Origin of the sequence: Modestobacter marinus (assembly GCF_011758655.1) — a bacterium.
Lineage (GTDB): Bacteria > Actinomycetota > Actinomycetes > Mycobacteriales > Geodermatophilaceae > Modestobacter > Modestobacter marinus.
Genome location: NZ_JAAMPA010000001.1, coordinates 2,427,537 through 2,452,072 on the forward strand (window position 1 = coordinate 2,427,537; position 24,536 = coordinate 2,452,072).

Annotated in this window: 19 protein-coding genes and 1 tRNA gene; 11 read left to right on the forward strand and 9 right to left on the reverse strand. The window is 74.4% G+C overall.

Features of this window, described 5'->3' with window-relative positions:
• Positions 1-111 precede the first annotated feature (111 nt).
• The 5 genes from FB380_RS11560 to FB380_RS11580 all read right to left on the reverse strand — a co-directional run bounded on the left by FB380_RS11560 (position 112) and on the right by FB380_RS11580 (position 7,014).
• Positions 112-300 (reverse strand): DUF6104 family protein, encoded by a 189-nt coding sequence (locus FB380_RS11560; protein WP_166755167.1) that lies wholly within the window; start codon positions 298-300, stop codon positions 112-114.
• Positions 301-323: 23 nt separating this feature from the next.
• A complete protein-coding gene (locus FB380_RS11565) occupies positions 324-4,247 on the reverse strand; it encodes a multifunctional oxoglutarate decarboxylase/oxoglutarate dehydrogenase thiamine pyrophosphate-binding subunit/dihydrolipoyllysine-residue succinyltransferase subunit (protein WP_188959604.1) in 3,924 nt (1,307 codons plus the stop codon).
• A 183-nt stretch (positions 4,248-4,430) separates the two neighbouring features.
• The gene (locus tag FB380_RS11570) at positions 4,431-5,270 is read right to left on the reverse strand and encodes an ankyrin repeat domain-containing protein (RefSeq protein ID WP_166755169.1); all 840 of its coding nucleotides are present in this window, start codon (positions 5,268-5,270) and stop codon (positions 4,431-4,433) included.
• Between the two features lie 41 nt (positions 5,271-5,311).
• On the reverse strand, positions 5,312-6,079 hold the full coding sequence (locus tag FB380_RS11575) for an ABC transporter permease (protein WP_166755170.1): 768 nt from the start codon (positions 6,077-6,079) through the stop codon (positions 5,312-5,314).
• Positions 6,079-7,014 carry an ABC transporter ATP-binding protein gene (locus tag FB380_RS11580; protein WP_229682100.1) on the reverse strand — a complete coding sequence of 312 codons (936 nt, stop codon included), beginning with the start codon at positions 7,012-7,014 and terminating at the stop codon, positions 6,079-6,081. The genes FB380_RS11575 and FB380_RS11580 overlap by 1 nt, the downstream gene beginning before the upstream one ends.
• A 384-nt stretch (positions 7,015-7,398) precedes the next feature.
• Between FB380_RS11580 and FB380_RS11585 the strand changes: the two genes are divergently transcribed.
• Positions 7,399-8,409 (forward strand): adenylate/guanylate cyclase domain-containing protein, encoded by a 1,011-nt coding sequence (locus FB380_RS11585; protein ID WP_229682099.1) that lies wholly within the window; start codon positions 7,399-7,401, stop codon positions 8,407-8,409.
• A 56-nt stretch (positions 8,410-8,465) separates the two neighbouring features.
• Positions 8,466-10,103: an ABC-F family ATP-binding cassette domain-containing protein gene (locus tag FB380_RS11590; protein WP_166755171.1), complete on the forward strand. Its 1,638-nt coding sequence runs from the start codon at positions 8,466-8,468 to the stop codon at positions 10,101-10,103.
• Between the two features lie 79 nt (positions 10,104-10,182).
• Here the strand turns inward: FB380_RS11590 and FB380_RS11595 are convergent.
• From FB380_RS11595 to FB380_RS11605, 3 genes are all read right to left on the reverse strand, one after another.
• A tRNA-Arg gene (locus tag FB380_RS11595) sits at positions 10,183-10,254 on the reverse strand.
• 120 nt (positions 10,255-10,374) lie between these two features.
• A complete protein-coding gene (locus FB380_RS11600; RefSeq protein WP_166755172.1) occupies positions 10,375-11,085 on the reverse strand; it encodes a DUF305 domain-containing protein in 711 nt (236 codons plus the stop codon).
• 37 nt (positions 11,086-11,122) lie between these two features.
• A complete protein-coding gene (locus FB380_RS11605; protein ID WP_166755173.1) occupies positions 11,123-11,920 on the reverse strand; it encodes a DUF3105 domain-containing protein in 798 nt (265 codons plus the stop codon).
• Positions 11,921-12,132: 212 nt separating this feature from the next.
• Between FB380_RS11605 and argS the strand changes: the two genes are divergently transcribed.
• The 9 genes from argS (at position 12,133) to prmC (ending at position 23,722) form a co-directional block, all read left to right on the forward strand.
• Entirely contained in the window at positions 12,133-13,794 is a 1,662-nt protein-coding gene (argS, locus tag FB380_RS11610; protein WP_166755174.1) for an arginine--tRNA ligase, read from the forward strand.
• Positions 13,791-15,284: a diaminopimelate decarboxylase gene (gene lysA, locus FB380_RS11615; protein ID WP_166755175.1), complete on the forward strand. Its 1,494-nt coding sequence runs from the start codon at positions 13,791-13,793 to the stop codon at positions 15,282-15,284. Before argS ends, lysA begins: the two co-directional genes overlap by 4 nt.
• The gene (locus FB380_RS11620; protein WP_166755176.1) at positions 15,281-16,576 is read left to right on the forward strand and encodes a homoserine dehydrogenase; all 1,296 of its coding nucleotides are present in this window, start codon (positions 15,281-15,283) and stop codon (positions 16,574-16,576) included. The genes lysA and FB380_RS11620 overlap by 4 nt, the downstream gene beginning before the upstream one ends.
• Positions 16,577-16,613: 37 nt before the next feature.
• Positions 16,614-17,717, forward strand: coding sequence for a threonine synthase (gene thrC / locus FB380_RS11625; protein ID WP_166755177.1), 1,104 nt, complete (start codon positions 16,614-16,616; stop codon positions 17,715-17,717).
• Positions 17,718-18,698: a homoserine kinase gene (thrB, locus tag FB380_RS11630; protein WP_166755178.1), complete on the forward strand. Its 981-nt coding sequence runs from the start codon at positions 17,718-17,720 to the stop codon at positions 18,696-18,698.
• Positions 18,699-18,932: 234 nt separating this feature from the next.
• Positions 18,933-21,278, forward strand: coding sequence for a transcription termination factor Rho (rho, locus tag FB380_RS11635; protein ID WP_166755179.1), 2,346 nt, complete (start codon positions 18,933-18,935; stop codon positions 21,276-21,278).
• Positions 21,279-21,436: 158 nt separating this feature from the next.
• The gene (gene rpmE, locus FB380_RS11640; protein WP_166755180.1) at positions 21,437-21,667 is read left to right on the forward strand and encodes a 50S ribosomal protein L31; all 231 of its coding nucleotides are present in this window, start codon (positions 21,437-21,439) and stop codon (positions 21,665-21,667) included.
• A gap of 106 nt (positions 21,668-21,773) precedes the next feature.
• Positions 21,774-22,853: a peptide chain release factor 1 gene (gene prfA, locus FB380_RS11645; RefSeq protein WP_166755181.1), complete on the forward strand. Its 1,080-nt coding sequence runs from the start codon at positions 21,774-21,776 to the stop codon at positions 22,851-22,853.
• A gap of 11 nt (positions 22,854-22,864) precedes the next feature.
• Positions 22,865-23,722 (forward strand): peptide chain release factor N(5)-glutamine methyltransferase, encoded by an 858-nt coding sequence (prmC, locus tag FB380_RS11650; protein ID WP_279591047.1) that lies wholly within the window; start codon positions 22,865-22,867, stop codon positions 23,720-23,722.
• Here the strand turns inward: prmC and FB380_RS11655 are convergent.
• Positions 23,692-24,513, reverse strand: coding sequence for an endo alpha-1,4 polygalactosaminidase (locus FB380_RS11655; protein WP_166755182.1), 822 nt, complete (start codon positions 24,511-24,513; stop codon positions 23,692-23,694). The two genes, prmC and FB380_RS11655, sit on opposite strands and share 31 nt — an antisense overlap.
• Positions 24,514-24,536 lie beyond the last annotated feature (23 nt).

A 24,536-nucleotide genomic window follows, 5' to 3' on the forward strand; every position in this document is an offset into this window, starting at 1 on the left:
CCGTCCGCCGGTCCCGGGGCGCTGGAGGCGCGCGGGACCCCCCGCCGCGGTCCGGCCGCACGGGTCCCGGGGGCCGTGCGCCGTCAGCCCAGCGGCGGGGCCGGGACGGCCCTACTCGTCGTCGTCGACGTCGTCCGTGCCGCCCCGGGCCAGCCAGGTGGCCAGCCGCTCGACCGGCACCTCGAAGTCGGGGTGCTGGTCGACGAAGGCCTGGAGCTGGTCGGCCAGCCAGGAGAGCGAGACCTCCTCCTCGCCCCGCCGGCCGGCCAGCTCCTCGATGCCGCGATCGGTGAAGTACATCGTGCTGCCCCGCCCCGCCGGGCTCAGTCGGCGAAGGCCCGGGCGACCAGCTGGCGCTGCTCGACCTCGTGCACCTTGGCCGAGCCCACGGCCGGGCTCGCCGAGGCCTTCCGGGACACCCGGCGCAGCGTGCGTCCGGCCGGCAGGTGTTCGGGCAGGTTGACGGCCATGAACTGGGCGGCGCCCATGTTGGCCGGCTCCTCCTGCACCCACACGACGTCGGTCGCGTCCGGGTAGGCCGCCAGCGCCTCGGCGATCTCCTCGGCCGGCAGCGGGTAGAGCTGCTCGACCCGCAGGATCGCGGTGTCGGCGGTCCCCTCGTTCTCCCGCTGGGCGAACAGCTCGTAGCTGATCTTCCCGCTGCACAGCAGGACGCGGCGCACCGCGGAGCCGTCCAGGGGCTCCCCGCCCACACCCGGGTCCGGCAGCACCGGACGGAAGTGCTCCTCGGTGAAGTCGCTCACCGAGCTGACCGCGGCCTTCGCCCGCAGCAGCGACTTGGGCGTGAACACCACCAGCGGGCGGTGCACCTCCGACAGCGCCTGGCGGCGCAGCAGGTGGAAGTAGTTCGCCGGCGTCGAGCAGTTGGCGACCGTCATGTTGTTCTCGGCCGACAGCTGCAGGAAGCGCTCGATCCGGCCGCTGGAGTGGTCGGGGCCCTGGCCCTCCAGCCCGTGCGGCAGCAGCAGGACGACGCCGGAGCGCTGCCCCCACTTCGCCTCACCGGAGCTGATGAACTCGTCGATGACCATCTGGGCGCCGTCGACGAAGTCGCCGAACTGGGCCTCCCAGAGCACCAGCGCCTTGGGGTTGGCCACCGAGTAGCCGTACTCGAAGCCGAGCGCGGCGTACTCCGACAGCAGCGAGTCGTAGACGAAGAACTTCGCCTGCTCCTCGGTGAGGTGCAGCAGCGGCGTGTGCTCCTCGGCGGTCTCCCGGTCGATGAGCACCGAGTGCCGCTGGACGAACGTGCCGCGGCGGGAGTCCTGCCCGGCCAGCCGGACGGGCACGCCCTGCATGAGCAGCGACCCGAAGGCCAGCAGCTCGCCCATCGCCCAGTCGATGCCGCCCTCGCTGGCCATCGCCGCCCGGCGCTCCAGCATCCGCTGCAGCTTGGGGTGCACGGTGAAGTCGGTCGGCAGGGCCACGTGGGCGTCGCCGATCGCCTTGAGCACCTCGGGGGTGATCGCCGTGTCGACCGTGGCCTCCTGCGGCGAGCGCGGGTCCATGACCGGCTCCGGCGTGGAGGAGTCGCGGGCGTCGTGCGTCTCGGCGAAGGCCCGCTCGAGCTGCCCGCGGTAGTCTTTCAGCGCCTCTTCCGCGTCGGCCAGCGTGATGTCGCCGCGGCCGACGAGCGCCTCGGTGTACAGCTTCCGGACCGAGCGCTTGCGGTCGATGATGTCGTACATCAGCGGCTGGGTCATCGACGGGTCGTCGCCCTCGTTGTGCCCGCGGCGGCGGTAGCAGACCAGGTCGACGACGACGTCCTTCTTGAACTCCTGCCGGTAGTCGACGGCCAGCTTGGCCACCCGGACACACGCCTCGGGGTCGTCCCCGTTCACGTGGAAGACCGGGGCGCCGATCATCCGGGCCACGTCGGTGGAGTACAGGGTCGAGCGGGACTGGGCCGGGCTGGTGGTGAAGCCGACCTGGTTGTTGATGACCACGTGCACGGTGCCGCCGGTGCGGTAGCCACGCAGCTGGGAGAGGTTCAGCGTCTCCTGGACGACGCCCTGACCGGCGAACGCCGCGTCGCCGTGCAGCAGCACGGGCAGCACGGTGAAGCCGCCCTCGCCCTTGTCGATCATGTCCTGCTTGGCCCGCACGATGCCCTCGAGCACCGGGTTGACCGTCTCCAGGTGGCTCGGGTTGCTGGCCAGCGACACCGCGACCTGGCGGCCCTCGTGCTCGAAGCATCCCTCGGCCCCGAGGTGGTACTTCACGTCGCCGGAGCCCTGCACGGTGCCGGGGTCGATGTTGCCCTCGAACTCACCGAAGATCTTGGCGTAGCTCTTGCCGAGCACGTTGGCCAGCACGTTCAGCCGGCCGCGGTGGGCCATGCCGATCGCGACCTCCTCGATGCCGTGTTCGGAGGAGCTGACCAGCACCTCGTCCAGCAGCGGGATGACCGACTCGCCGCCCTCGAGGCTGAACCGCTTCTGGCCGACGTACTTCGTCTGCAGGAAGGTCTCGAACGCCTCGGCGGCGTTGAGCCGACCCAGCACGCGCTTCTGCTTGTCCCGGCTGGGCTGGTCGTGCTTGACCTCGATCCGCTCCTGGAGCCAGCGGCGCTCCTCGGGGTCGGTGATGTGCATGTACTCCACGCCGACGGTGCGGCAGTAGGAGTTGCGCAGCACGCCGAGGATGTCGCGGAGCAGCATCGTGCGCTCGCCGGCGAAGCCGCCCACCGGGAACTCCCGGTCGAGGTCCCACAGGGTCAGCCCGTGCTGGACGATGTCCAGGTCCGGGTGGGTGCGGACCTTGAACTCGAGCGGGTCGGTGTCGGCCATGAGGTGGCCGTTGCGCCGGTAGGCCTCGATGACCTCGATGACCCGGGCTTCCTTGTCGATCTGCCCCTCGTGGCTGACCCGCTTGTCCGGCACCCAGCGGACCGGCTCGTAGGGGATGCGCAGCGAGCGGAAGACGTCGTCGTAGAAGCCGTCCTGGCCCAGCAGCAGCTGGTGCATCCGGCGCAGGAAGTCACCGGACTCCGCGCCCTGGATGACCCGGTGGTCGTAGGTCGAGGTCAGCGTGATGATCTTCGAGACGGCCATCTCGGCCAGCGCCTCGGGGCTCATCCCCTGGAACTCGGCCGGGTAGTCCATCGCGCCGACGCCGACGATCGTGCCCTGGTTGGTGGTCAGCCGCGGCACCGAGTGGTTGGTGCCGATGGTGCCGGGGTTGGTCAGGCTGATCGTCGTGCCGGAGAAGTCCTCCATCGTCAGCTTGCCGGCCCGGGCCCGCCGGATGATGTCCTCGTAGGCGCCCCAGAAGGCGGCGAAGTCCATCTCCTCGGCCGCCTTGATCGAGGCGACCACCAGCGAGCGGGTGCCGTCGGGCTTCGGCAGGTCGATGGCCAGGCCGAAGTTGACGTGCTCGGGCTGGACGTGGGTCGGCTTGCCGTCCACCTCGGCGAACGCGCTGTTCATGTTCGGGAACTCGTCCAGCGCCCGGACCAGCGCGTAGCCGATCAGGTGGGTGAAGGAGATCTTCCCGCCGCGGGCACGCGCCAGGTGGTTGTTGATGACGATGCGGTTGTCGACCATCAGCTTGGCCGGCACCGCCCGCACGCTGGTGGCCGTCGGCACGGTCAGCGAGGCGTTCATGTTCTTCACGACGCTCGCCGCGGCACCGCGCAGCGGCGTGCGCTTCGGTCCGCCGCCGTCCTGGTCGTCGGCGGCGCGGCCGGCTCCGGGCTTGGCGACCGGCTTGGCCGGTGCGGCGGGCTTCTGCTGCGAGGCGCGCTCGGCGGCCCGGGCCACGACGGTGCCCTCGGACCGGGCGTCGCCCTGGGCGGCGTTGGAGGCCGGTGCGGCGGCCTTGCCGTCAGCTCCCTTGCCGTCAGCGCCCTCGTCCGAGGAGCCCTTCTCGGCGGGGGCCTTCTCGGCGGGGGTCGTGCTGGCGGGTGCCGGCTTCGGCGCGGCGGGACCCGACTGGGACATCTGCGGTGCGACCTCTCGGCTGGGCGCGGGCGAGGCGTAGGTGGTGGCCGACGGCGCCGACCCGGCCTGGCCTGCCTCGGGCTCGGCCGGCTCGGAGGTGCGGTCCTGGCCGTCGGCGACCGGGCTCCCCGGCCGGTAGTCGGCGAAGAAGTCGTGCCAGGCCTGGTCCACGCTCCCTGGATCGGCGAGGTACTGCTGGTACATCTCCTCGACCAGCCACTCGTTGGTGCCGAAGCCCGCCACGGGGTTGGCGGAGTGGGCGGTGGACGGCTGGGATGAGCTCACGCTTGACACGGGGTCGAGTGCCTTCTTCGTCGAGGGACGTCGTTGGACCGGGTGCCGACTTTACGCCCCCGGTCCCGGGGTGCAGCGCTCCGTCGTGACATGCCGCACGTGTCCCGGGTCACGGGCGGCTGTCGACCCGCGGGAAACGGCACCGCGCGGTCCGGTGCGCCGCCGGGACGGGCGTCATCCGGTCGCGCCCGCGGTGACCAGCATCTCGGCGAGCGAGTCGGCGTGCGGCGTGTCCCCGGTGGCCGCGGCGCGCTGCCGGGCCGCGGCCACCCGGGCGATGTCCAGGGCGGACGCGCCGTCGTGGGTGGTGGCGTCCAGGTCGGCTCCGGCGTCGATCAGCAGCCGTACCACCGCCGGGGCATCGCCGTCCGCGGCAGCACCGTCCGCGGCGGCACCGTCCGAGGCGGCGCCGGCGACGGCGGCGTGCAGGGGGGTGCGGCCGGTGGCCGGGTCCCGGACGTCGGCGTCCGCGCCGGCCGCCAGCAGCGCCTCGACGACCGCCGGCGCACCGACGGCGGCCGCGGCGTGCAGCGCCGGGCCGGGCGCTGCGCCACGGTCCAGCAGCAGCTGCACCGTGCCCGCCCGGCCGGCCGTCGCCGCCCAGCTGAGCAGGTCGGTGCCGGTGGCCGGGTCGGTCAGCGGGACGCCGTCGTCCAGCGCCCGGGACAGCGTCTCGACCTCACCCAGGAACGCCGCGGATGCGGCGTCGACCGGGGCGCCCAGCTCGCGGAGCACCGGCACCAGGTGGGGCGTGCGGGTCAGGGCCAGCTGCAGGGGCGTGCGGCCGTCCTCGGTGCGGGCGGTCGGGTCGGCCCCGGCCTCGACCAGCACGGTCACCATCGGGGCCTGCCCGGCGAGCACGGCCAGGTGCAGCGCGGTCCAGCCGTCCGCGCCGTCCTGGTCGACCGCGGCCGACAGCAGGTGCGGCTGCTCCTGCACGGCCGCCCGGACGGCCTCCAGCTCGCCGTCGGTGACCAGCCGCCCGAGCCGGCGGGCGGTCATCCGACTCGTCACGCAGCCGCTCCCGGCTCCGCCCCGTCCCGGCGGGTGCGCACTCAGACCACGTCCCGGCGGACGGCCAGCAGCGAGCCGAGCAGGGCGGCGGCCAGGCCGTAGCCCAGCAGCAGGAGGGCGCCCTGCCACTGCTCGAGCAGGTCCGGCCCCTCGAAGGTGGCCGTCATCGCCTCCAGCGCGCCACCGGGCAGCCACTTGTAGGCCCCCGAGGTCGCCGGGATGCTGCGCAGCAGCGGCTCCACGACGAAGAGGTAGATCAGCGCGCCGACGATGGCGCCGACCTGGTTCTTCAGCAGCGCGCCCAGCCCGACCCCGATCACCGTGTAGATGACCAGCGCCAGGCCGGAGAAGGTGAGCACCTCGAGGTTCTCGCCGCTCAGTTCCGGTGCGCCACCGCGGGCGTTGCCGTAGACCAGCACCACCGCCACGGTCACCGCACAGACGACGACCGCGTAGGGGACGGCCACCAGGGCGTAGGCCAGCAGCTTGGCGACCACCACCCGGCCGCGCTGCGGGGTGGCGAGGAAGGTCGGCGTCGCGGTGCGGTGCCGGTACTCCTGGGTGATCCCGATGATGCCGAGCACCACCGAGATGACCGTCGCGTTCGTGGCGAGGGAGAAGGCGAGCTGCCCGTACTCGGGGGAGTCCAGCGGCGGGAGCCCGCTGTCCGGGTTGCCGGCGAAGGCGGTGAACAGCGCCGCGAACGCCCCGGAGAGCAGGCAGGCGCCCAGCAGCAGGCCGATCCACACCCGGGTGGTGAACAGCTTCGTCCACTCGGCGCGGACCAGCCGGGCCACGACGGTGCCCATCAGACGGCTCCCTGCTCGGAGGCGGCGGCGTACTGCTCCTGGCCGGCGGTCAGCCGGAAGTACACCTCTTCCAGACCGCTGGTGCGCGGCCGCAGCTCGTGCAGCTCGATCCCGCCGGCGAACGCCCGCCGGCCGATCTCGTCGGTGCTGAGCCCGGTGACCGTGAGCCCGTCGGGGGCGCCGTCGGTGCGGACGATCGTCGTCCCGCTGGTGCGCAGCAGGTCGGCCAGCGCGGTGCTCTGCGGGCTGCGCACCAGCACGCTGCCGGAGCTGCCGGACCGCAGCTCGGCCAGCGTCCCCTGGCGGACGAGCTTGCCGGCGCCGACGATCACCACCCGGTCGGCGGTCTGCTCCACCTCGGCCAGCAGGTGGCTGGAGACCAGCACCGTGCGGCCCTGGTCGTGGGCCAGGTGGCGGAGGAACCCGCGCAGCCACTGGATGCCCTCCGGGTCCAGGCCGTTGGCCGGCTCGTCGAGGACCAGCACGGCCGGGTCGCCCAGCAGCGCCGTGGCCAGCCCGAGGCGCTGGCGCATGCCGAGGGAGTAGCCCCCGGCCCGGCGCCGGCCGGCGGTGCCGAGCCCGACCTGCTCGAGCACCTCGTCGGCGCGGCCGACCGGCAGGCCGGTCGCGCGGCAGTACACCCGCAGGTGGTCGCGGCCGCTGCGTGCGGGGTGGAACGCCGTCTCCAGCACCGCGCCGACCTGGCGCATCGGCTCCGGCAGTCCCGCGTAGCGGACGCCGTTGAACGTGGTCGTCCCGGTGTCGGGCGTGATGAGGCCCAGGGCCATCCGCAGCGTGGTGGTCTTCCCGGCGCCGTTGGGCCCCAGGAAACCGGTCACCTGCCCCGGCTCGACGGTGAAGCTCAGGTCGTCGACCGCGCGCACCTTGCCGAACGTCTTCGTGAGGCCGTCCACCTCGACCCGGACGGGGTCCACCGTGGCCGTTCTGCCGCTGCTGATCTCGCCCTCCTCGCTCCGCCGGCGGGTCCGGCGCCGGGGCCATCCAAGCGCACCGGCACCCCCCGGCGCGAGGACTTCACGGCCGGACCGTGACCGGTGACACCTCATGGCGCGCGAGTTCGGTAGGTTCCGCCCGGGTGAGCGGGCTCGCTCACCGACGCCAGGTCCAGCAGGCCGTGCAGGCGGCCGACCAACGCCCGCCGAGGAGGTCCGGTGAACGCCGCTGTCAGCGTCGTCGGCCCGCCGGCCGGTGGGCACCGCGCGGGCTGAGCGCTGCCGACGTCCGAACCGGGCCCCGACCCGCGCGAGTCCCTGGAGCGGCTGCTGCTCGAGGGGCCACGCCGGTACACCCGCCGGCAGGTGGCCGAGCTCGCCGGCATGCCCCCGGAGCGCACCCAGCGGCTGTGGCGGGCCCTGGGCTTCGCCGACGTCCCCGAGGGCGACCCGGCGTTCACCGACGCCGACGTCCGGGCCCTGGCCCGGCTGTCGGCGCTGATCGACTCGGGCTTCGTCGAGCCCGGCGCCGAGGCGTCCATCGCCCGCGCCATGGGCCAGTCGCTGTCCCGGCTGGCCGACTGGCAGACCGACATGCTGGGGATGCTGCTCAGCACCTCCCCGGCGGACCCGGCGACGGCCGAGGCCGCCGCCGTCCGCTCCACCGAGCGGCTGCTGCCGCTGATGCGCGAGCTGCAGGACTACGTCTGGCGCCGGCACCTGGCCGCCAACGCCGAGCGGCTGTTCCTCGCCCCGGGCACCGGGGACCGGCGGGAGCTGGCGGTCGGTTTCGCCGACCTCGTGGGCTACACCTCGCGCAGCCGCGGCATGGGCGGGCGGGAGCTGGGCGCGATGGTCGAGGACTTCGAGGGGCTGGCCGCCGACGTCATCGCCCGGTTCCGCGGCCGGGTGGTGAAGACGGTCGGGGACGGCGTGCTGTTCACCTGTGCCGACCCGGTGGACGCCGTGGAGATCGCCCTGCTGCTCCCGGACGAGTGGACCGCCGCGGACCGCCCGCCGCTGCGGGTCGGTGCGGCGTACGGGCCGGTGCTCACCCGGCTCGGCGACGTCTACTCACCGGTGGTCAACCTGGCCAGCCGGCTGACCTCGATCGCCCGGCCCTCGACCGTCCTGGTCGACCAGCAGCTGGCGCGCGAGCTGCGCGGTGTCCGGGAGTACCGGGTGCGGCCGCTGCGCCGGGTGTCGGTGCGCGGCTACGACAACCTGCGCCCCTGGCTGGTCCGCCGGGGCAGCCCGGGCGAGGAGGCGCCGGGGGTGACCGCGTTCGAGGAGCTGCTCGACGAGATCGCCGACGACGTCCTCGCGCTGCCCGAGGACGAGGAGCCGCCCGGCGCGGCCGGCCCCTTCGCCGACTGAGGGGTCCACCGGGGCCGCTCACCGGGCGTCCGGTGAGCGGGCGGCACCATGTGCGGGTGTCCGCCACGCTGCTCGCCCGTGGACTGGCCGCCGGTCACGGCGCCCGGGTCCTGTTCGCCGACCTCGACCTCGTCGTCGCCCCCGGCGACGTCGTCGGCCTGGTCGGGGTGAACGGTGCCGGCAAGTCCACCCTGCTGAAGACGCTGGCCGGGGTGCTGCCGGCCGAGTCCGGGGAGATCGCGCTCAGCCCGCCGTCGGCGACGGTCGGCTACCTGCCGCAGGAGACCGACCGGCGGCCGGGGGAGACCGTGCTCGACCTGCTGGCCCGCCGGACCGGGGTCGCCGCCGCCGAGCGGGCCATGGAGGAGGCCACCGAGGCGCTCACCGCCGGTGCCCCGGGCGCCGACGACCGGTACGGCGACGCCCTGGAGCGCTGGCTGGCCCTCGGCGGCGCCGACCTGGCCGAGCGCGCCGGGGCGGTCGTCGACTCGGTGGCCCCCGGCGTCGCGCTGGACGCGGCGACGGTCGGGCTCTCCGGCGGGCAGGCCGCCCGGGTCGGGCTGGCCTCGCTGCTGCTGAGCCGGTACGACGTCCTGCTGCTCGACGAGCCCACCAACGACCTCGACCTGGCCGGGCTGGAGCAGCTGGAGCGCTTCGTCGCCGGCCTGCGCACCGGGGTGGTGCTGGTCAGCCACGACCGGGAGTTCCTCGCCCGCACCGTCACCCGGGTGGTGGAGCTGGACCTGGCCCAGCAGCTGGTGCGGGTGCACGACGGCGGCTACGAGGCGTACCTCGTCGAGCGGGAGGTGGCCCGCCGGCACGCCCGGGAGGACTTCGAGGAGTTCGCCGACACCAAGGCCTCGCTGGAGGCCCGGGCGCGGATGCAGCGCAACTGGATGGCCAAGGGCGTCCGCGACTCGATCAAGAAGTCCAAGGACGGCGACAAGCACATCAAGGCGGCCAACCGGTCCTCGTCGGAGAAGCAGGCCGCCAAGGCGAAGCAGACCGAGCGGCGGATCGAGCGGCTCGAGGTGGTCGAGGAGCCGCGCAAGGAGTGGGAGCTGCGGATGGAGATCGCCGCGGCCCCGCGGGCCGGCGCCGTGGTCGCCACGCTCCGTGGTGCCGTCGTCCGCCGCGGCGGGTTCACCCTCGGGCCGGTGGACCTGCAGGTCGACTGGGGCGACCGGGTGGCGATCACCGGGGCCAACGGCTCGGGGAAGAGCACCCTGCTGGCCGCGCTGCTGGGCCGGCTGCCGCTGGACGAGGGGACGGCGTCGCTCGGCTCGGGCGTGCGGCTGGGCGAGGTCGACCAGGTGCGCGGGCTGTTCCTGGGCGAGGAGCCGCTGTCGGCCGCGTTCGGCGCGGAGGTGCCCGACCTGCCGGACGCCGACGTGCGGACCCTGCTGGCGAAGTTCGGGCTGCGTGCCGACCACGTGGTGCGGCCGGCCGGCACCCTGTCGCCGGGGGAGCGGACCCGCGCGGCGCTGGCGCTGCTGCAGGCACGCGGGGTGAACGTCCTGGTGCTCGACGAGCCGACCAACCACCTGGACCTGCCGGCGATCGAGCAGCTGGAGCAGGCGCTGGCCGACTACACCGGCACGCTGCTGCTGGTCACCCACGACCGCCGGATGCTCGAGGCGGTGCACACCACCCGGCGGTTCGCGGTGGCCGACGGCGCGGTCCAGCAGGGCTGACCACCCCGGGAACGACGCCGCCCGCCCGGGACGCAGTGTCCTGGGCGGGCGGGGAGTCGCGGTGCGAGCTGGGCTGGTGTGCCCCCGGCAGGATTCGAACCTGCGCCCCTGCCTCCGGAGGGCAGTGCTCTATCCCCTGAGCTACGGGGGCTCGTCCGCGTGTCGTGCTGTCCTGCGATCGTGCTGCGCTCCGCTCCCGCTCGGCGCCCGTGGCACGTTACCAGCCCGCCGGTGCGCTCCCGACAGGGGCCCCGTCCCGCCGGCGACGGGGTCAGGGCGCCGGCAGGGGCTCCCCGCCGCGTGCCCGGAGCATCGCCGCCATGGTGGCCGTCTCGGCGCTCTGGGTCTCCGCGATCGACCGGGCCAGCTGCTCCACGACGTCGACGTCGGAGTGCTCCTGGCCGTACTCGGCCATGGCCAGCCCGCCCTGGTGGTGCCGGATCATCAGCTGCAGGAACATCCGGTCGAACGCCGTCCCGCTCAGCGAGCGCAGCTCGGCGAGCTCGGCCTCGGTCGCCATGCCGGGCATCAGCGCGGGACTGCCCATGTCGTGGCCGGCCGCGTCGTCGCCCATGTCGTGTCCGGCCATCTCGGCGTCGGTCATCCAGGCCATGGTCTCGCCACCGTTGAACGGCAGGTCCCACAGGGCCAGCCAGCCCTGCATCCGGCCCAGCTGGTTGGTCTGGGTGGCGGAGATGTCGAAGGCCAGCTGGCGGATCTCCGGGTCGGTGGTCTCGGTGAGCGCGAGGTTGGCCATCTCCACCGCCTGCAGGTGGTGCCGGGACATGTCCCGGGAGAACCCGGCGGCCACCGAGTCGGTGGTGGGCTGCTCGTCGCGCCCGATGCCCAGCGCGACGGCCAGCCCGCCGCCGGCCACCAGGAGCCCGAGGGCGATCACCGCCACCAGGACGCCGGTCAGCCAGCCGCGGGACCGCCCGGGGCCGGTGGTGCCGCGGTCGTCGTCGGTTCCGGGATCGGTCATCGGTTCCTCTCCGGGCGTGCGGCAGGCGGGCGGCGGGTCAGGGCGCCGAGGTGGTCTCGGCCGCCGGGGTCGACGTCGTCGGCGCGTCGGTGGCCATCGCGTCGGTGCCCCGGCTGCCGTCGCCCGCGACCAGCGGGTCCGTGATGAACAGCGGGTTCTCGCAGCTGGCCCCGACCTCGGGGTAGAACTCGGCGTTGTAGGTCATGAAGTCGGCGTACTGCTGCACCCGGATGTCGTCGGCGGAGTCGACGGTCAGCTGGTGGTTCCACGACTGCAGGCTGATCGGCGAGCCCAGCCCGGCGTAGGGCGAGAGCATGAGCCCGGACGTGCCCTCGACCAGCTCCTCCAGCGTGGCGAGGTCGCCGTCGGCGATCAGCTCGGGGTCGTAGGTGATCCAGGTGGCGCCGTGCTCCATGGAGTGGACGGCGTTCTCGTGCCGGATGTCCACGTCGTAGACGGTGCCGGTGCAGTCGGCCCACTCGCCGTCGTGCGGGCCGCCGACCGGCGGGCTCTCGGTGTAGCTCACCGGCGTGGTGACGTGCTCCTGGCCGGCGGCGTAGTCGAAGGTCTCCAGGCCGGTGATCTGGCTGGCCTCGGTGACCTTGTCGGCGTTGGCCTCGTTCACCTGGACGACGGCGTAGCCGATGATGGCCGCGGCGAAGACGACCACCGCGACGGCCGCGGCGATCAGGCCCCACGGCTTCTGCTGGGTGACCACCGTGGTCGGCGGGCGCGTGCGCCCCCGGCCGCCCGAGCCCTTGCCGGGGACCCGTGACCCCCCACGGGAAGCGCCGCTGCTCGCGCGGCCGTTCTCGGGCTTGGGGTCCTTGGCCACTGCCGCTCCTCGCTCGCTGTGCGTCGTGGGCCGCTGTCTCGATGAGCCAGTGCGTGCCCGCGTCCGTCCCGGGCTGGTCCCGTCCGGCGCGGGCGAGTCTAGGTCGCGGACCTGTGGGCTCCCTGGACGTCGGCGACCCCGGCGGAGGTGTCCCGGCCCACAGCGCGGCGGGCACGTCGGAACGGGGATGCCCGGCTCCGTACGATCGAACGGTGACACCCGAGCAGCTCAGCGACGTCGTCCGGTCCGCAGTCGCGGCGGCCGTGGAGCGCGGCGTGCTCTCCGTCGCCGTCCCCGACGAGGTCGTGATCGAGCGGCCGAAGAACCCCGAGCACGGCGACTACGCCACCAACGTGGCGCTCCGGCTGGCCAAGGCCGCCGGTCGCCCGCCGCGGGAGGTCGCCGAGGTGCTCGCCGGCGAGCTGCGCGGCGTCGAGGGCGTCTCCGCGGTCGACGTCGCCGGGCCCGGCTTCCTCAACGTCACGCTCGCCAAGGACGCCCTGGGCCAGATCGCCGTCCGGGTGGTCGCCGCGGGGGAGGCCTACGGGCGCACCGAGGTGCTGGCCGGGCAGCGGCTGAACCTGGAGTTCGTGTCGGCCAACCCGACCGGTCCGGTGCACATCGGCGGCACCCGGTGGGCCGCCGTCGGCGACGCCCTCGGCCGGCTGCTGACCGCCAGCGGCGCGCAGGTGACCCGGGAGTACTACTTCAACGACGCCGGCGCGCAGATCGACCGCTTCGCGCTGAGCCTGATGGCGGCGGCGCACGGCCGGCCGGTGCCCGAGGACGGCTACGCCGGGGACTACATCGGTGAGATCGCCGGCCAGGTGGTCGCCGCCGAGCCCGGGGTCCTGGAGCTGCCCGAGGCCGACCAGCAGGAACGGTTCCGGGTGCTCGGCGTCGACCTGATGTTCGCCGAGATCAAGCGCACGCTGGCCGACTTCGGCGTCGCCTTCGACGTGTACTTCAGCGAGCGCACCCTGCACGAGACCGGCGCGCTGGAGAAGGCGGTGGCCCGGCTGCGCGAGCAGGGCCACGTCTTCGAGGCCGACGGCGCGGTCTGGCTGCGGACGACGACCTTCGGCGACGACAAGGACCGGGTGCTGGTCAAGAGCGACGGCGAGACGACCTACTTCGCCGCCGACTGCGCCTACTACCTGGACAAGCGCGAGCGCGGCTTCGACAAGGTCGTGATCATGCTGGGCGCCGACCACCACGGCTACATCGGCCGGTACAAGGCGCTGGTGGCCGCCCTCGGTGACGACCCGGACGTCAACCTGGAGATCCTGATCGGCCAGCTGGTGAACCTCGTCCGGGACGGGGAGCCGCTGCGGATGAGCAAGCGCGCTGGCACGGTGGTGCTGCTGGAGGACCTGGTCGCCGCCGTCGGGGCCGACGCCGCCCGGTACGCGCTGGCCCGGGCCTCGGTCGACCAGCAGATCGACCTGGACCTGGACCTGTGGAGCCGGCAGACCAACGACAACCCGGTCTTCTACGTCCAGTACGCCCACGCCCGGATCTCCTCGCTGCTGCGCGGCGCCGCCGACCTCGGCCTGCCGCTCGGCGAGGCCGGCGACGTGGACACCGCGGCGCTGGCCCACCAGCGCGAGGGCGACCTGCTCCGGGCACTGGGGGAGTTCCCCCGGGTGGTGGCCTCGGCCGCGGAGCTGCGGGCCCCGCACCGGGTGGCCCGCTACCTGGAGGAGCTGGCCGGCACCTACCACCGGTTCTACGACTCCTGCCGGGTGCTGCCGCGCGGTGACGAGGAGGCCACCCCGGTGACCACGGCCCGGCTGTGGCTGTGCGCCGCGACCGCCACCGTCCTGCGCAACGGCCTGGCCGTGCTCGGCGTCTCCGCCCCGGAGCGGATGTGAGGGCGCACCCGGCGGGCCCGCTGCACGGGAACATCGCGCCGCCCCCGGCGGCCGGCCCGGCACCGGCGGACCTGGGCGTGCTCGACCCGCAGGTGTGGCCGCGGTCGGCCCGGCGGGTCGACGGCGAGCTGGAGCTGGGCGGCCGCCGGGTGACCGACCTGGCCCGCGAGCACGGCACGCCGCTGTTCGTGCTGGACGAGGGCGACTTCCGCGGCCGGGCCGCCGACTTCGCCGGCGCCTTCGCCGACGCCGACGTGCACTACGCCTCCAAGGCGTTCCTCTGCGGCCAGGTGGCCCGCTGGATCGCCGACGACGGCCTGCACCTGGACGCCTGCAGCGGCAACGAGCTCGCGGTCGCGCTGGCCGCCGGCTTCCCGGCCGAGCGGATCGCGCTGCACGGCAACAACAAGTCGCTGCTCGAGCTGCATCTCGCGGTCGACGCCGGGATCGGCCACGTCGTGCTGGACTCCTTCGACGAGATCGACCGGCTGGTGCCGCTCGGGGAGGCCCGGGTGGCCGCCGGGGGTGCGCCGGTGCCGGTGCTCATCCGGTCGACGGTCGGCATCGAGGCGCACACCCACGAGTTCATCGCCACCGCCCACGAGGACCAGAAGTTCGGCTTCTCGCTGGCCACCGGTGACGCCCTCACCGCAGCGGTCCGGGTGATCCGCGAGCCGGGCCTGCACCTGGCCGGGCTGCACAGCCACATCGGCTCGCAGATCTTCGACACGGCCGGCTTCGAGGCCGCCGCGCACCGGGTCGTCGGCCTGCTCGGCCAGGTGCACCAGGCCACCGGTGAGGTGCTCGGCGAGCTCAACCTCGGCGGCGGGTTCGGCATCGCCTACCTCTCCGAGGACGACCCGGTCAGCCCCGAGGACGTCGCGGTGCGGCTGCGGGCGGTCATCGCCGCCGAGTGCGCCGCCCTGGGGCTGCCGGTGCCGCGGCTGGCCGTCGAGCCGGGCCGGGCGATCGCCGGCCCCGGCACCGTCACGCTCTACGAGATCGGCACCATCAAGCCGGTGCGGCTCGGGGCCAGCGGCGCCCCGGGCACCCCGCTGGTGCGCAACTACGTGTCCGTCGACGGCGGGATGAGCGACAACATCCGCACCGCCCTCTACGACGCCAGCTACACCTGCGTGCTGGCCAACCGCAGCTCCGACGCCCCGCCGGCGCTCTGCCGCGTGGTCGGCAAGCACTGCGAGAGCGGCGACGTGCTGGTCCGTGACCTGTGGCTGCCGTCGGACGTCCAGCCCGGCGACCTGCTGGCGGTCGCCGCGACCGGCGCCTACTGCTGGTCGATGGCGAGCAACTACAACTACCTGCTGAAGCCGCCGGTGGTCGCCGTGCGGGACGGGGTGGCCACCGAGATCGTCCGGCGTCAGACACTGTCCGACGTGTTCGCCCTCGACGCCGTCCTCGCCGACGTGCCCGCCCCCAGCCCGGCGATCGACCAGCCGGCGCCCGAGCACGCCGCAGGAGCCCAGTCGTGAGCGATTCCCTGAAGGTGGCCCTGCTGGGCTGCGGCACGGTGGGCGGCGCCGTCCTGCGGCTGCTGTCCGAGCAGTCCGAGGACCTCACCGCGCGCATCGGGCGCCGGGTGGAGGTCGCCGGGGTCGCCGTCCGCCGTCCCGACCGGCACCCCGAGGTGCCTGCCGAGCTGCTGACCACCGACGCCGAGGAACTGGTCACCCGGCCCGACGTCGACCTGGTGGTCGAGGTGATCGGTGGCATCGAGCCGGCCCGCACGCTGCTGCTGGCCGCCATCGGCGCCGGGAAGTCGGTGGTGAGCGCCAACAAGGCGCTGCTGGCCGAGGACGGCGTGGCGCTGCACGCCGCGGCCGCCGAGGCCGGTGTCGACCTGTACTACGAGGCCGCGGTCGCCGGGGCGATCCCGCTGCTGCGCCCGCTGCGCGAGTCGCTGGCCGGTGACCAGCTCCGCCGGGTGGTCGGCATCGTCAACGGGACGACGAACTACATCCTCTCCCGGATGGTCGAGACCGGCGCCGGGTTCGGTGAGGCCCTGGCCGAGGCGACCGACGCCGGGTTCGCCGAGGCCGACCCGACCGCCGACGTCGACGGGTTCGACGCCGCGGCCAAGGCGGCCATCCTGGCCTCGCTGGCCTTCCACTCCCCGGTCACCGCCGCCGACGTCCACCGCGAGGGCATCTCCGCGGTGTCGGCGACCGACGTCGCCCGGGCCGCCGAGATCGGCTGCACGGTCAAGCTGCTGGCGATCTGCGAACGGGTCGCGGGCAGCGACGGCGCCGACGACTCCGTCGCCGTCCGGGTGCACCCGGCGATGATCCCGACCACCCATCCGCTGGCCGCGGTGGGCGGGGCGTTCAACGCCGTCTTCGTCGAGGCCGAGGCGGCCGGTGAGCTGATGTTCTACGGCCAGGGCGCCGGTGGGCAGCCCACCGCCAGTGCGGTGCTGGGCGACCTGGTCGCGGTCGCCCGCAACCGGGTGGCCGGTGTCGCCGGGCCGGGGACGACGGGCTACGCCGGCCTCGCCGTGCGGCCGATGGCCGACACCCCGACCCGCTACCACGTGAGCCTCGACGTCGCCGACAAGCCCGGTGTGCTGGCGACCGTCGCGCACGAGTTCGCCGCGCAGGGCGTCAGCATCGCCACCGTCCGCCAGGACGGGCACGGCGACGCCGCCACGCTGGTGATCGTGACCCACCGGGCCCCCGACGCGGCGCTGGCCACGACGGTCGCCCGGCTGCGGGAGATGTCGGCCGTCCGCGGCGTGACCAGCGTGCTGCGGGTGGAGGGGCTGTGAGCGGAACGTCCCGCGGAGGCGAACGGGTGATGTGGTCATGAGCGCTGGACTCCCGACGGGCCTGCGGGCCCCCGTCTCGCCGTACTGGCCGGGGCTGATCGAGGCCTACCGGGACCGGCTGCCGGTGAGCGCCGCGACCCCGGTGGTCACGCTGCAGGAGGGCGCCACGCCGCTGCTGCCCGCGCCGGAGCTGTCCCGCCGCACCGGGTGCGACGTCTGGCTGAAGGTCGAGGGCGCCAACCCCACGGGGTCGTTCAAGGACCGCGGCATGACCATGGCCATCTCCAAGGCCGTGGAGGAGGGCGCGCAGGCGGTGATCTGCGCCTCCACCGGCAACACCAGTGCGAGTGCCGCGGCCTACGCCGCGCGCGCCGGGCTGGTCTGTGCGGTGCTGGTGCCGCAGGGCAAGATCGCCACCGGCAAGCTCGCCCAGGCGCTGGTGCACGGCGCGAAGCTGCTGCAGGTCGAGGGCAACTTCGACGACTGCCTGGCGCTGGCCAGCAAGCTGGCGATCGACTACCCGGTCAGCCTGGTCAACAGCGTCAACCAGTACCGGATCGAGGGCCAGAAGACGGCGTCGTTCGAGATCGTCGACGTGCTCGGCGACGCACCCGACGTGCATTGCCTGCCGGTCGGCAACGCGGGCAACATCACCGCCTACTGGCAGGGCTACCGCGAGTACCGCGACACGTCGGAGACCCCCGGCCCGGCGACCCGCACCCCGGCGATGTGGGGCTTCCAGGCGGCCGGCGCGGCACCGATCGTCACCGGCAAGGTCGTCGAGCAGCCCAGCACGATCGCCACCGCCATCCGGATCGGCAACCCGGCGTCCTGGACGAAGGCGCTGGACGCGCGGGACACCTCCGGTGGCCGGATCGACGCCGTCACCGACCGGGCGATCCTCGCCGCCTACCGGCTGCTGGCCCGCAGCGAGGCGGTCTTCGTCGAGCCGGCGTCGGCCGCGTCGGTGGCCGGTCTGCTGCAGGTGGCCGAGGCCGGTGGGCTCGAGCCGGGGCAGCGGGTCGTCTGCACCGTGACCGGCAACGGCCTCAAGGACCCGGAGTGGGCGATCTCCGGTGCGCCCGCACCGGTCACCATCCCGGTCGACGCGGCCGCCGCCGCGGCGCAGCTGGGGCTCTGAGTGGAGCAGGCTGCGGCCGTCCGGATCCGCGTCCCGGCGACGAGCGCGAACCTCGGTCCGGCCTACGACTGCGCCGGGCTGGCGCTGTCCTGCTGGGACTCCCTCGACGTCGCCGTCACCGACGGTGGGCTGACCGTCGAGGTGAGCGGCGCCGGCGCCGGCGAGCTGCCGACCGACGAGTCGCACCTGGTGGTGCGGGCGTTCCGCGCCGCCTCCGCCGAGCTGGGGTGGACGCCGCCCGGCCTGCGGTTGTCCGCGCGCAACACCATCCCGCAGGGGCGGGGGATGGGCTCCTCCGCCGCCGCGGTGACCGCCGGCGTGCTGGCCGCCTGGGCGCTGTGCCCCGACGTCGCCGAGGTCGACGACGATGCGGTGCTCCGGCTCTGCTCGGAGCTGGAGGGGCACCCCGACAACGTCGCCCCCTGCCTGCTCGGTGGGGCCACGCTGTCCTGGACGACGGCCTCCGGCGCCCGCGCCGCGCGGCTGGCCGTCGACCCGCGGATCGCCCCGGTGCTGTTCGTCCCGAGCACCACGCTGGCCACGCACCTGGCCCGGGAGCTGCTGCCCGCGTCCGTGCCGCACGCCGACGCCGCGCACGCCGCCGGCCGCTCCGCGCTCCTGGTGCACGCGCTCACCCGTGACCCGGCGCTGCTCCTCGAGGGCACCGAGGACCGGCTGCACCAGGCGCAGCGAGCACCGGCCATGCCCGAGAGCGCGACCCTGCTGGCCCGGCTGCGGGCCGACGGGCACGCCGCCGTCGTCTCCGGCGCCGGCCCGTGCGTGCTGGCGCTGGCGGTGCTCGGCCCCGACGAGGACGCCGCTGCGCCGGCTGCTGCCGCGCAGGTCAGGGCCCTGCAGGAAGCCACACCGGCCGGGTGGGAGTGCCGGCCGCTGCCCGTCGACCCCACCGGCGCGGTCGTCACCCCGCTGCCCGTTGATCACGATGCGGTATCGTCTCCGGCGCTCGGAACACATCCGTGACGGACTGTGTTGTGAGCACTGTGAGCCTGTGTCTAGGCTGACGACGTAGCCGCCTCCGGGCGAGCCTCACGCGAGGCGTTGCAGACGGTCGATCCGTCGCCGCTGAACCCCTCGCATCCACGAACCCGAGCACTCCCTGCCGATCCGACGAGTCCAGTACCGGGCTCTCGCGTCCCGGGGCCGGGTCACCTCCTGCGCTGGTAGGCGCAGGTCACCGCAGGGAAGGACCTGTACGTGAGCGAGAGCACCGACCTCATCGACGGCGCGCCCGACGCCGCCCCGTCCGACGAGGCAGCTGCCGGCAGCGGGACGGCTCCCCGTTCGCGCCGCCGTGGCAGCGGACTGGCCGGCATGCTGCTGCCCGAGCTGCAGCGCCTGGCCGGCGAACTGGGCATCCCCGGCACCGGCAAGATGCGCAAGAGCGACCTCGTCGCCGCCATCTCCGAGCGCCAGGTGGGCGCCGAGCCGGCCACCGCCCCGACCGTGCCCGCCCCCCGCGCCGACGAGAGCCGCACGGCTCCGGCCGCGCCCCTGGAGGCCCCGGTCAGCGGCGGTGCCAACGGCGGTCCGACGCCCGCTCCCGGCACCGACGCGACGGCCACCGACGCCGCCACCACCACGGACACCGCCGCCACCGACGCCGCCCCCAGCGAGCCGGCCCCCACGGGCCGCCGTCGCCGCGGGGCCAGCCGTCCGGCCGGCGCGCCGACCGTCGACTCCCCGGCCGGCGGTACCGCAGCCCCGGTCACCGCGGACGAGACCGCGGAGCCGGCTCCGGCCCAGGGGAGCGACCCGGCGCCGTCCGACAGCCGCACCGACGGCGACCGGCCGCAGCGCAGCCGCAACCGTGCCGACCGCGGCCCCCGGGACGGCGGCGAGCGCGACGAGCGCGGCAGCCGCGACGCCGGCAACCGCGACTCGGCCAGCCGCGACGGCGGCAACCGTGACTCGGCCAGCCGCGAGGAGCGGGGCAACCGCGACGGCGAGCGCGAGGACCGCAGCCGCGACTCCGGCTCCCGCGACGAGCGCGGCAACCGCGAGGACCGCAGCCGTGACGACCGCGGCCGCGAGGACCGGAACCGGGACTCCGCCGGCCGGGACGAGCGGGGCGGCCGCGACGGCGCCGACCGGGACGGCGAGCGCGGCGGGCGCAACCGCGGCGACGGCGACTCCGGTCGGCCGGGCCGCAACAACCGGGACGGCAACCGCAACGACGGCCCGGGCAACCGCAACGACGGCCCCGGCAACCGCAACGACGGCCCGGGCAACCGCAACGACGGCCGCAACGACACCCGGGATCCCCGGAACGACGAGGACGACGACGACTTCGAGGGCGGCCGCGGTCGCCGTGGCCGTCGGTACCGCGACCGCAACCGGCGCGGTGGCAGCACCGGCGGGCGCGAGCGTTTCGACCAGGGCGAGCCCACCGTCAGCGAGGACGACGTCCTGCTCCCGGTGGCGGGCATCCTGGACGTGCTGGACAGCTACGCGTTCGTCCGCACGTCGGGGTACCTGACCGGCCCGAACGACGTCTACGTCTCGCTGTCCCAGGTGCGCCGGTACGGCCTGCGCCGCGGTGACGCCATCACCGGTGCGGTCCGCCAGCCCCGTGAGGGCGAGAAGAAGGACAAGTACAACGCACTGGTCCGGCTGGACTCGGTGAACGGGCTGGACCCGGAGCAGGCGCGCAACCGCCCCGAGTTCACCAAGCTGACCCCGCTCTACCCGCAGGACCGCCTGCGGCTGGAGACCGAGTCGCACCTGATGACGACGCGGCTCATCGACCTGGTCATGCCGATCGGCAAGGGCCAGCGGGCGCTGATCGTCAGCCCGCCGAAGGCCGGCAAGACGATGGTGCTGCAGTCGATCGCCAACGCGATCACGACCAACAACCCCGAGGTCCACCTCATGGTGGTGCTGGTCGACGAGCGGCCCGAAGAGGTCACCGACATGCAGCGCTCGGTGAAGGGGGAGGTCATCGCCTCGACCTTCGACCGGCCGCCGGCCGACCACACCACGGTCGCCGAGCTGTCGATCGAGCGGGCCAAGCGTCTGGTCGAGATGGGTCACGACGTCGTCGTCCTGCTGGACTCGATCACCCGGCTGGGCCGCGCCTACAACCTGGCGGCCCCCGCCAGCGGGCGCATCCTCTCCGGTGGTGTCGACTCCACGGCGCTCTACCCGCCGAAGCGCTTCCTCGGTGCCGCCCGCAACATCGAGAACGGCGGCTCGCTGACGATCATCGCCTCGGCGCTGGTCGAGACCGGTTCGACGATGGACACGGTCATCTTCGAGGAGTTCAAGGGCACCGGGAACGCCGAGATCAAGCTGGACCGCCGGCTCGCCGACAAGCGGGTCTTCCCGGCGGTCGACGTGAACGCCTCGGGCACCCGCAAGGAGGAGATCCTCCTCTCGCCCGACGAGCTGGCGATCGTGATCAAGCTCCGCCGGGTGCTGTCGGCCCTGGAGCCCCAGCAGGCCCTGGAGCTGCTGCTCGACCGGATGCGCAAGACGCGCAACAACATCGAGTTCCTGATGCAGGTCCAGAAGACCACCCTGGGCGTGAACGAGAAGGAATGACGCTCCTCCCGCCCCCGTCGCACGCGGTGGGGGCGGGAGCGGCACCTCACGTCCGGGCACCTCGCCAGGGACGTACACTGGCCGACTGAGCCTCTGCCGCCGCCCCGCGGCGGTGATCGAACCAGCAGACCCCGAGACCAGAGAGAGGGTGTACCGGCATGAAGGCCGACATCCACCCGCAGTACAACGTCACCGAGGTGACCTGTGGTTGCGGGAACACGTTCACCACCCGCAGCACCTCGCCGACCGGTCAGCTGACCGTCGAGGTCTGCTCGGCGTGCCACCCCTTCTACACCGGCAAGCAGAAGATCCTGGACACCGGTGGCCGCGTCGCCCGCTTCGAGAAGCGGTTCGGCAAGCGCGCTGCCGGCACCCCCGCCGGCCAGTAGCACCTCCGACGGCGCCCGCGCCGCCCTGCACCAGGGCGGCGCGGGCGCCGTCGTCATGTCCGCCCCCGTCCGCGGCCTGTCGGGACGCACAGCAGGAGGAGTGCCCGTGAGCAGCAGCACCGGAGCCGGCAGCGACCGGCTCGCCGGCCTGCTCGCCGAGCACCGCGAGCTGGAGGCCGAGCTCGCCGACCCGGCGGTGCACGCCGACGCCGCGCGGGCCCGCCGGCTGGGCCGGCGGTACGCGCAGCTCGCCCCGGTCGTGGAGACCGCCCGGGCCCTCGACGCCGCGACCGACGACCTCGCCGCCGCTCGGGAGCTCGCCGGGGAGGACCCGTCCTTCGCCGCGGAGGCCGAGGAGCTGGCGGGCAGCGTCGGTGAGCTGACCGGCCGGCTCACCGAGCTGCTGCTGCCCAAGGACCCCGACGACGACAAGGACGTCATCCTCGAGATCAAGGCGGGGGAGGGCGGGGCGGAGTCGGCGCTGTTCGCCGGGGACCTGCTGCGGATGTACCTGCGCTACGCGGAGCGGCGCGGCTGGGCGACCGAGGTCCTCGACGCCGTGCCGGCCGAACTGGGCGGGTACAAGGACGTCGCGGTGGCGATCAAGTCGCGCACCGACGAGGGGATCTTCGCCCGGCTGAAGTTCGAGGCCGGCGTGCACCGCGTGCAGCGGGTCCCGGTCACCGAGTCCCAGGGCCGGATCCACACCTCGGCGGCCGGGGTGCTCGTGCTCCCCGAGGCCGAGGAGGTCGACGTCAGCGTCGACCCGAACGACCTGCGCATCGACGTCTTCCGCTCCTCCGGGCCCGGCGGGCAGAGCGTCAACACCACCGACTCCGCGGTGCGGATCACGCACCTGCCGTCCGGGATCGTGGTCAGCTCGCAGAACGAGAAGAGCCAGCTGCAGAACCGCGAGTCGGCGCTGCGGGTGCTGCGCTCCCGGCTGCTCGCCGCCGCCCGGGAGGAGGCCGCCGCCACCGCCTCGGACCAGCGGCGCAGCCAGGTGCGCACGGTCGACCGCAGCGAGCGGGTGCGCACCTACAACTTCGCGGAGAACCGCATCGCCGACCACCGGGTCGGTTTCAAGGCGCACAACCTCGACCAGGTGCTGGACGGCGACCTCGACCCGGTCCTGGACGCGCTGACCGCGGCCGCGACCGCCGAGCTGCTGGCGGCCGGCTCCTGAACGCCCGCACGCTGCTCGCCGACGCCGCCCGGCGGCTGGCCGACGCCGGCATCGAGTCGCCCCGGGTGGACGCCGAGCTGCTGCTGGCCGCCGTCCTCGGGGTGACGCGCACGGCCCTGCTGACCCTCGGCGAGCTCCCCGCCGCGCAGGCGGCCCGGTACGCCGCGCTGCTCGACGAGCGCGCCGCGCGCGTGCCCCTGCAGCACCTCACCGGGACCGCGCCCTTCCGCCACCTCGAGCTCTCGGTCGGTCCGGGGGTCTTCGTGCCGCGCCCGGAGACCGAGCTGGTCGCCGGCTGGGTGCTGAGCCGGATCGCCGGGCTGGCCGCGCCCACCGTCGTCGACCTGGGGGCCGGCTCCGGTGCGATCGCGCTCGCGGTGGCCAACGAGCACCCCGGCGCCCGGGTCGTGGCCGTCGAGCGGGACGCCGCGGCGATCGAGTGGACCCGGCACAACGCCGCCACCCGTGCCGCCGCCGGTGACACCCCGGTCGAGGTGCTGGCCGGTGACATGACCGACCGGGCGCTGCTGACCGGGCTGGACGGGCTGGTCGACGTCGTCGTCTCCAACCCGCCGTACGTGCCCGACGGTGCCCGGTTGCCCCGCGAGGTCACCGAGCACGACCCGCCGCTGGCGCTGTGGGGCGGTCCGGACGGGCTGGACGTCGTCCGCGGGCTGCTGGGCACCGCCGCCCGGCTGCTGCGCCCGGGCGGCTGGCTGGGCATCGAGCACGCCGACCAGCAGGGGAGTGCGCTGCCGGCGCTGCTCCGGGCCCACGGCGGCTGGACCGACGTCGCCGACCACCGTGACCTGGCCGACCGGCCGCGCTACACGACGGCTCAGCTGGGCGGGCACCACGCAGCGCGGTGACCCGGGCTGCCGGCGACGGAGACGAGCAGGTCCCGGCGCTGCACGCTGATGCCCGGCACGGCGCACGCCCGCTCGAAGCCGGCGTCGGTGTACTCGACGTCGATCACCGCACCGCCGTGGACGTCGGTGTAGGCGGCGCACTCGGCGTACTGCCCGCAGTCCTCGGTCACCGCGAAGTCGAACCCGAGGCCGGCGCCGGTCAGGTCAGGGGCGTTCTTCTGCGCGATCGTGAGCCCGGCCCGGTGGGCGCGCTGGACCAGCAGCTCGGCCATCGCGGTGGCGTCCGTGACGTCCAGCAGCCCCCCGGACCGGGTCCAGCTGTCCAGGTTGTCCGGCTCGACCGCGTCGAAGCCGTCGGCGGCGCAGCCGTCCACCCACGGACCGACGACACCGAGCACCGCCGCCCGCGACTCCGCGGTCGAGATGTCCAGCAGGAACTCGTCGGGCCAGTCCGGGTCGGCGACCCGGTGACCGGCGGCGTCGTGCAGCAGCAGCTCCTCCGGCCACGTGGCAGCACCGCCAGGCTGGGTCTGGAACGCGTTGACGTAGCACGCCGACCACAGCCCGGCCGCCGGCCGGTCGGTGCGGTCCCGGACCACCCCGTCGACCCCCTCGGCGGGTGGGTGGGCGCCGCCGAGCTGGTAGTCGACCCGGGCACCGGGCGGCAGCCCGGGCACCGACGCCGGGACGGTGCCGGGTGCGGCCGCCGTCGTCCCCGGCGTGGGGGCGCCGCAGCCGGTCAGCGTGGCCACCAGCACCGCGACCGACGCCGCCGACCCCCACCCGTCCACGGCGAGAAGGTACGTGGGGGAGA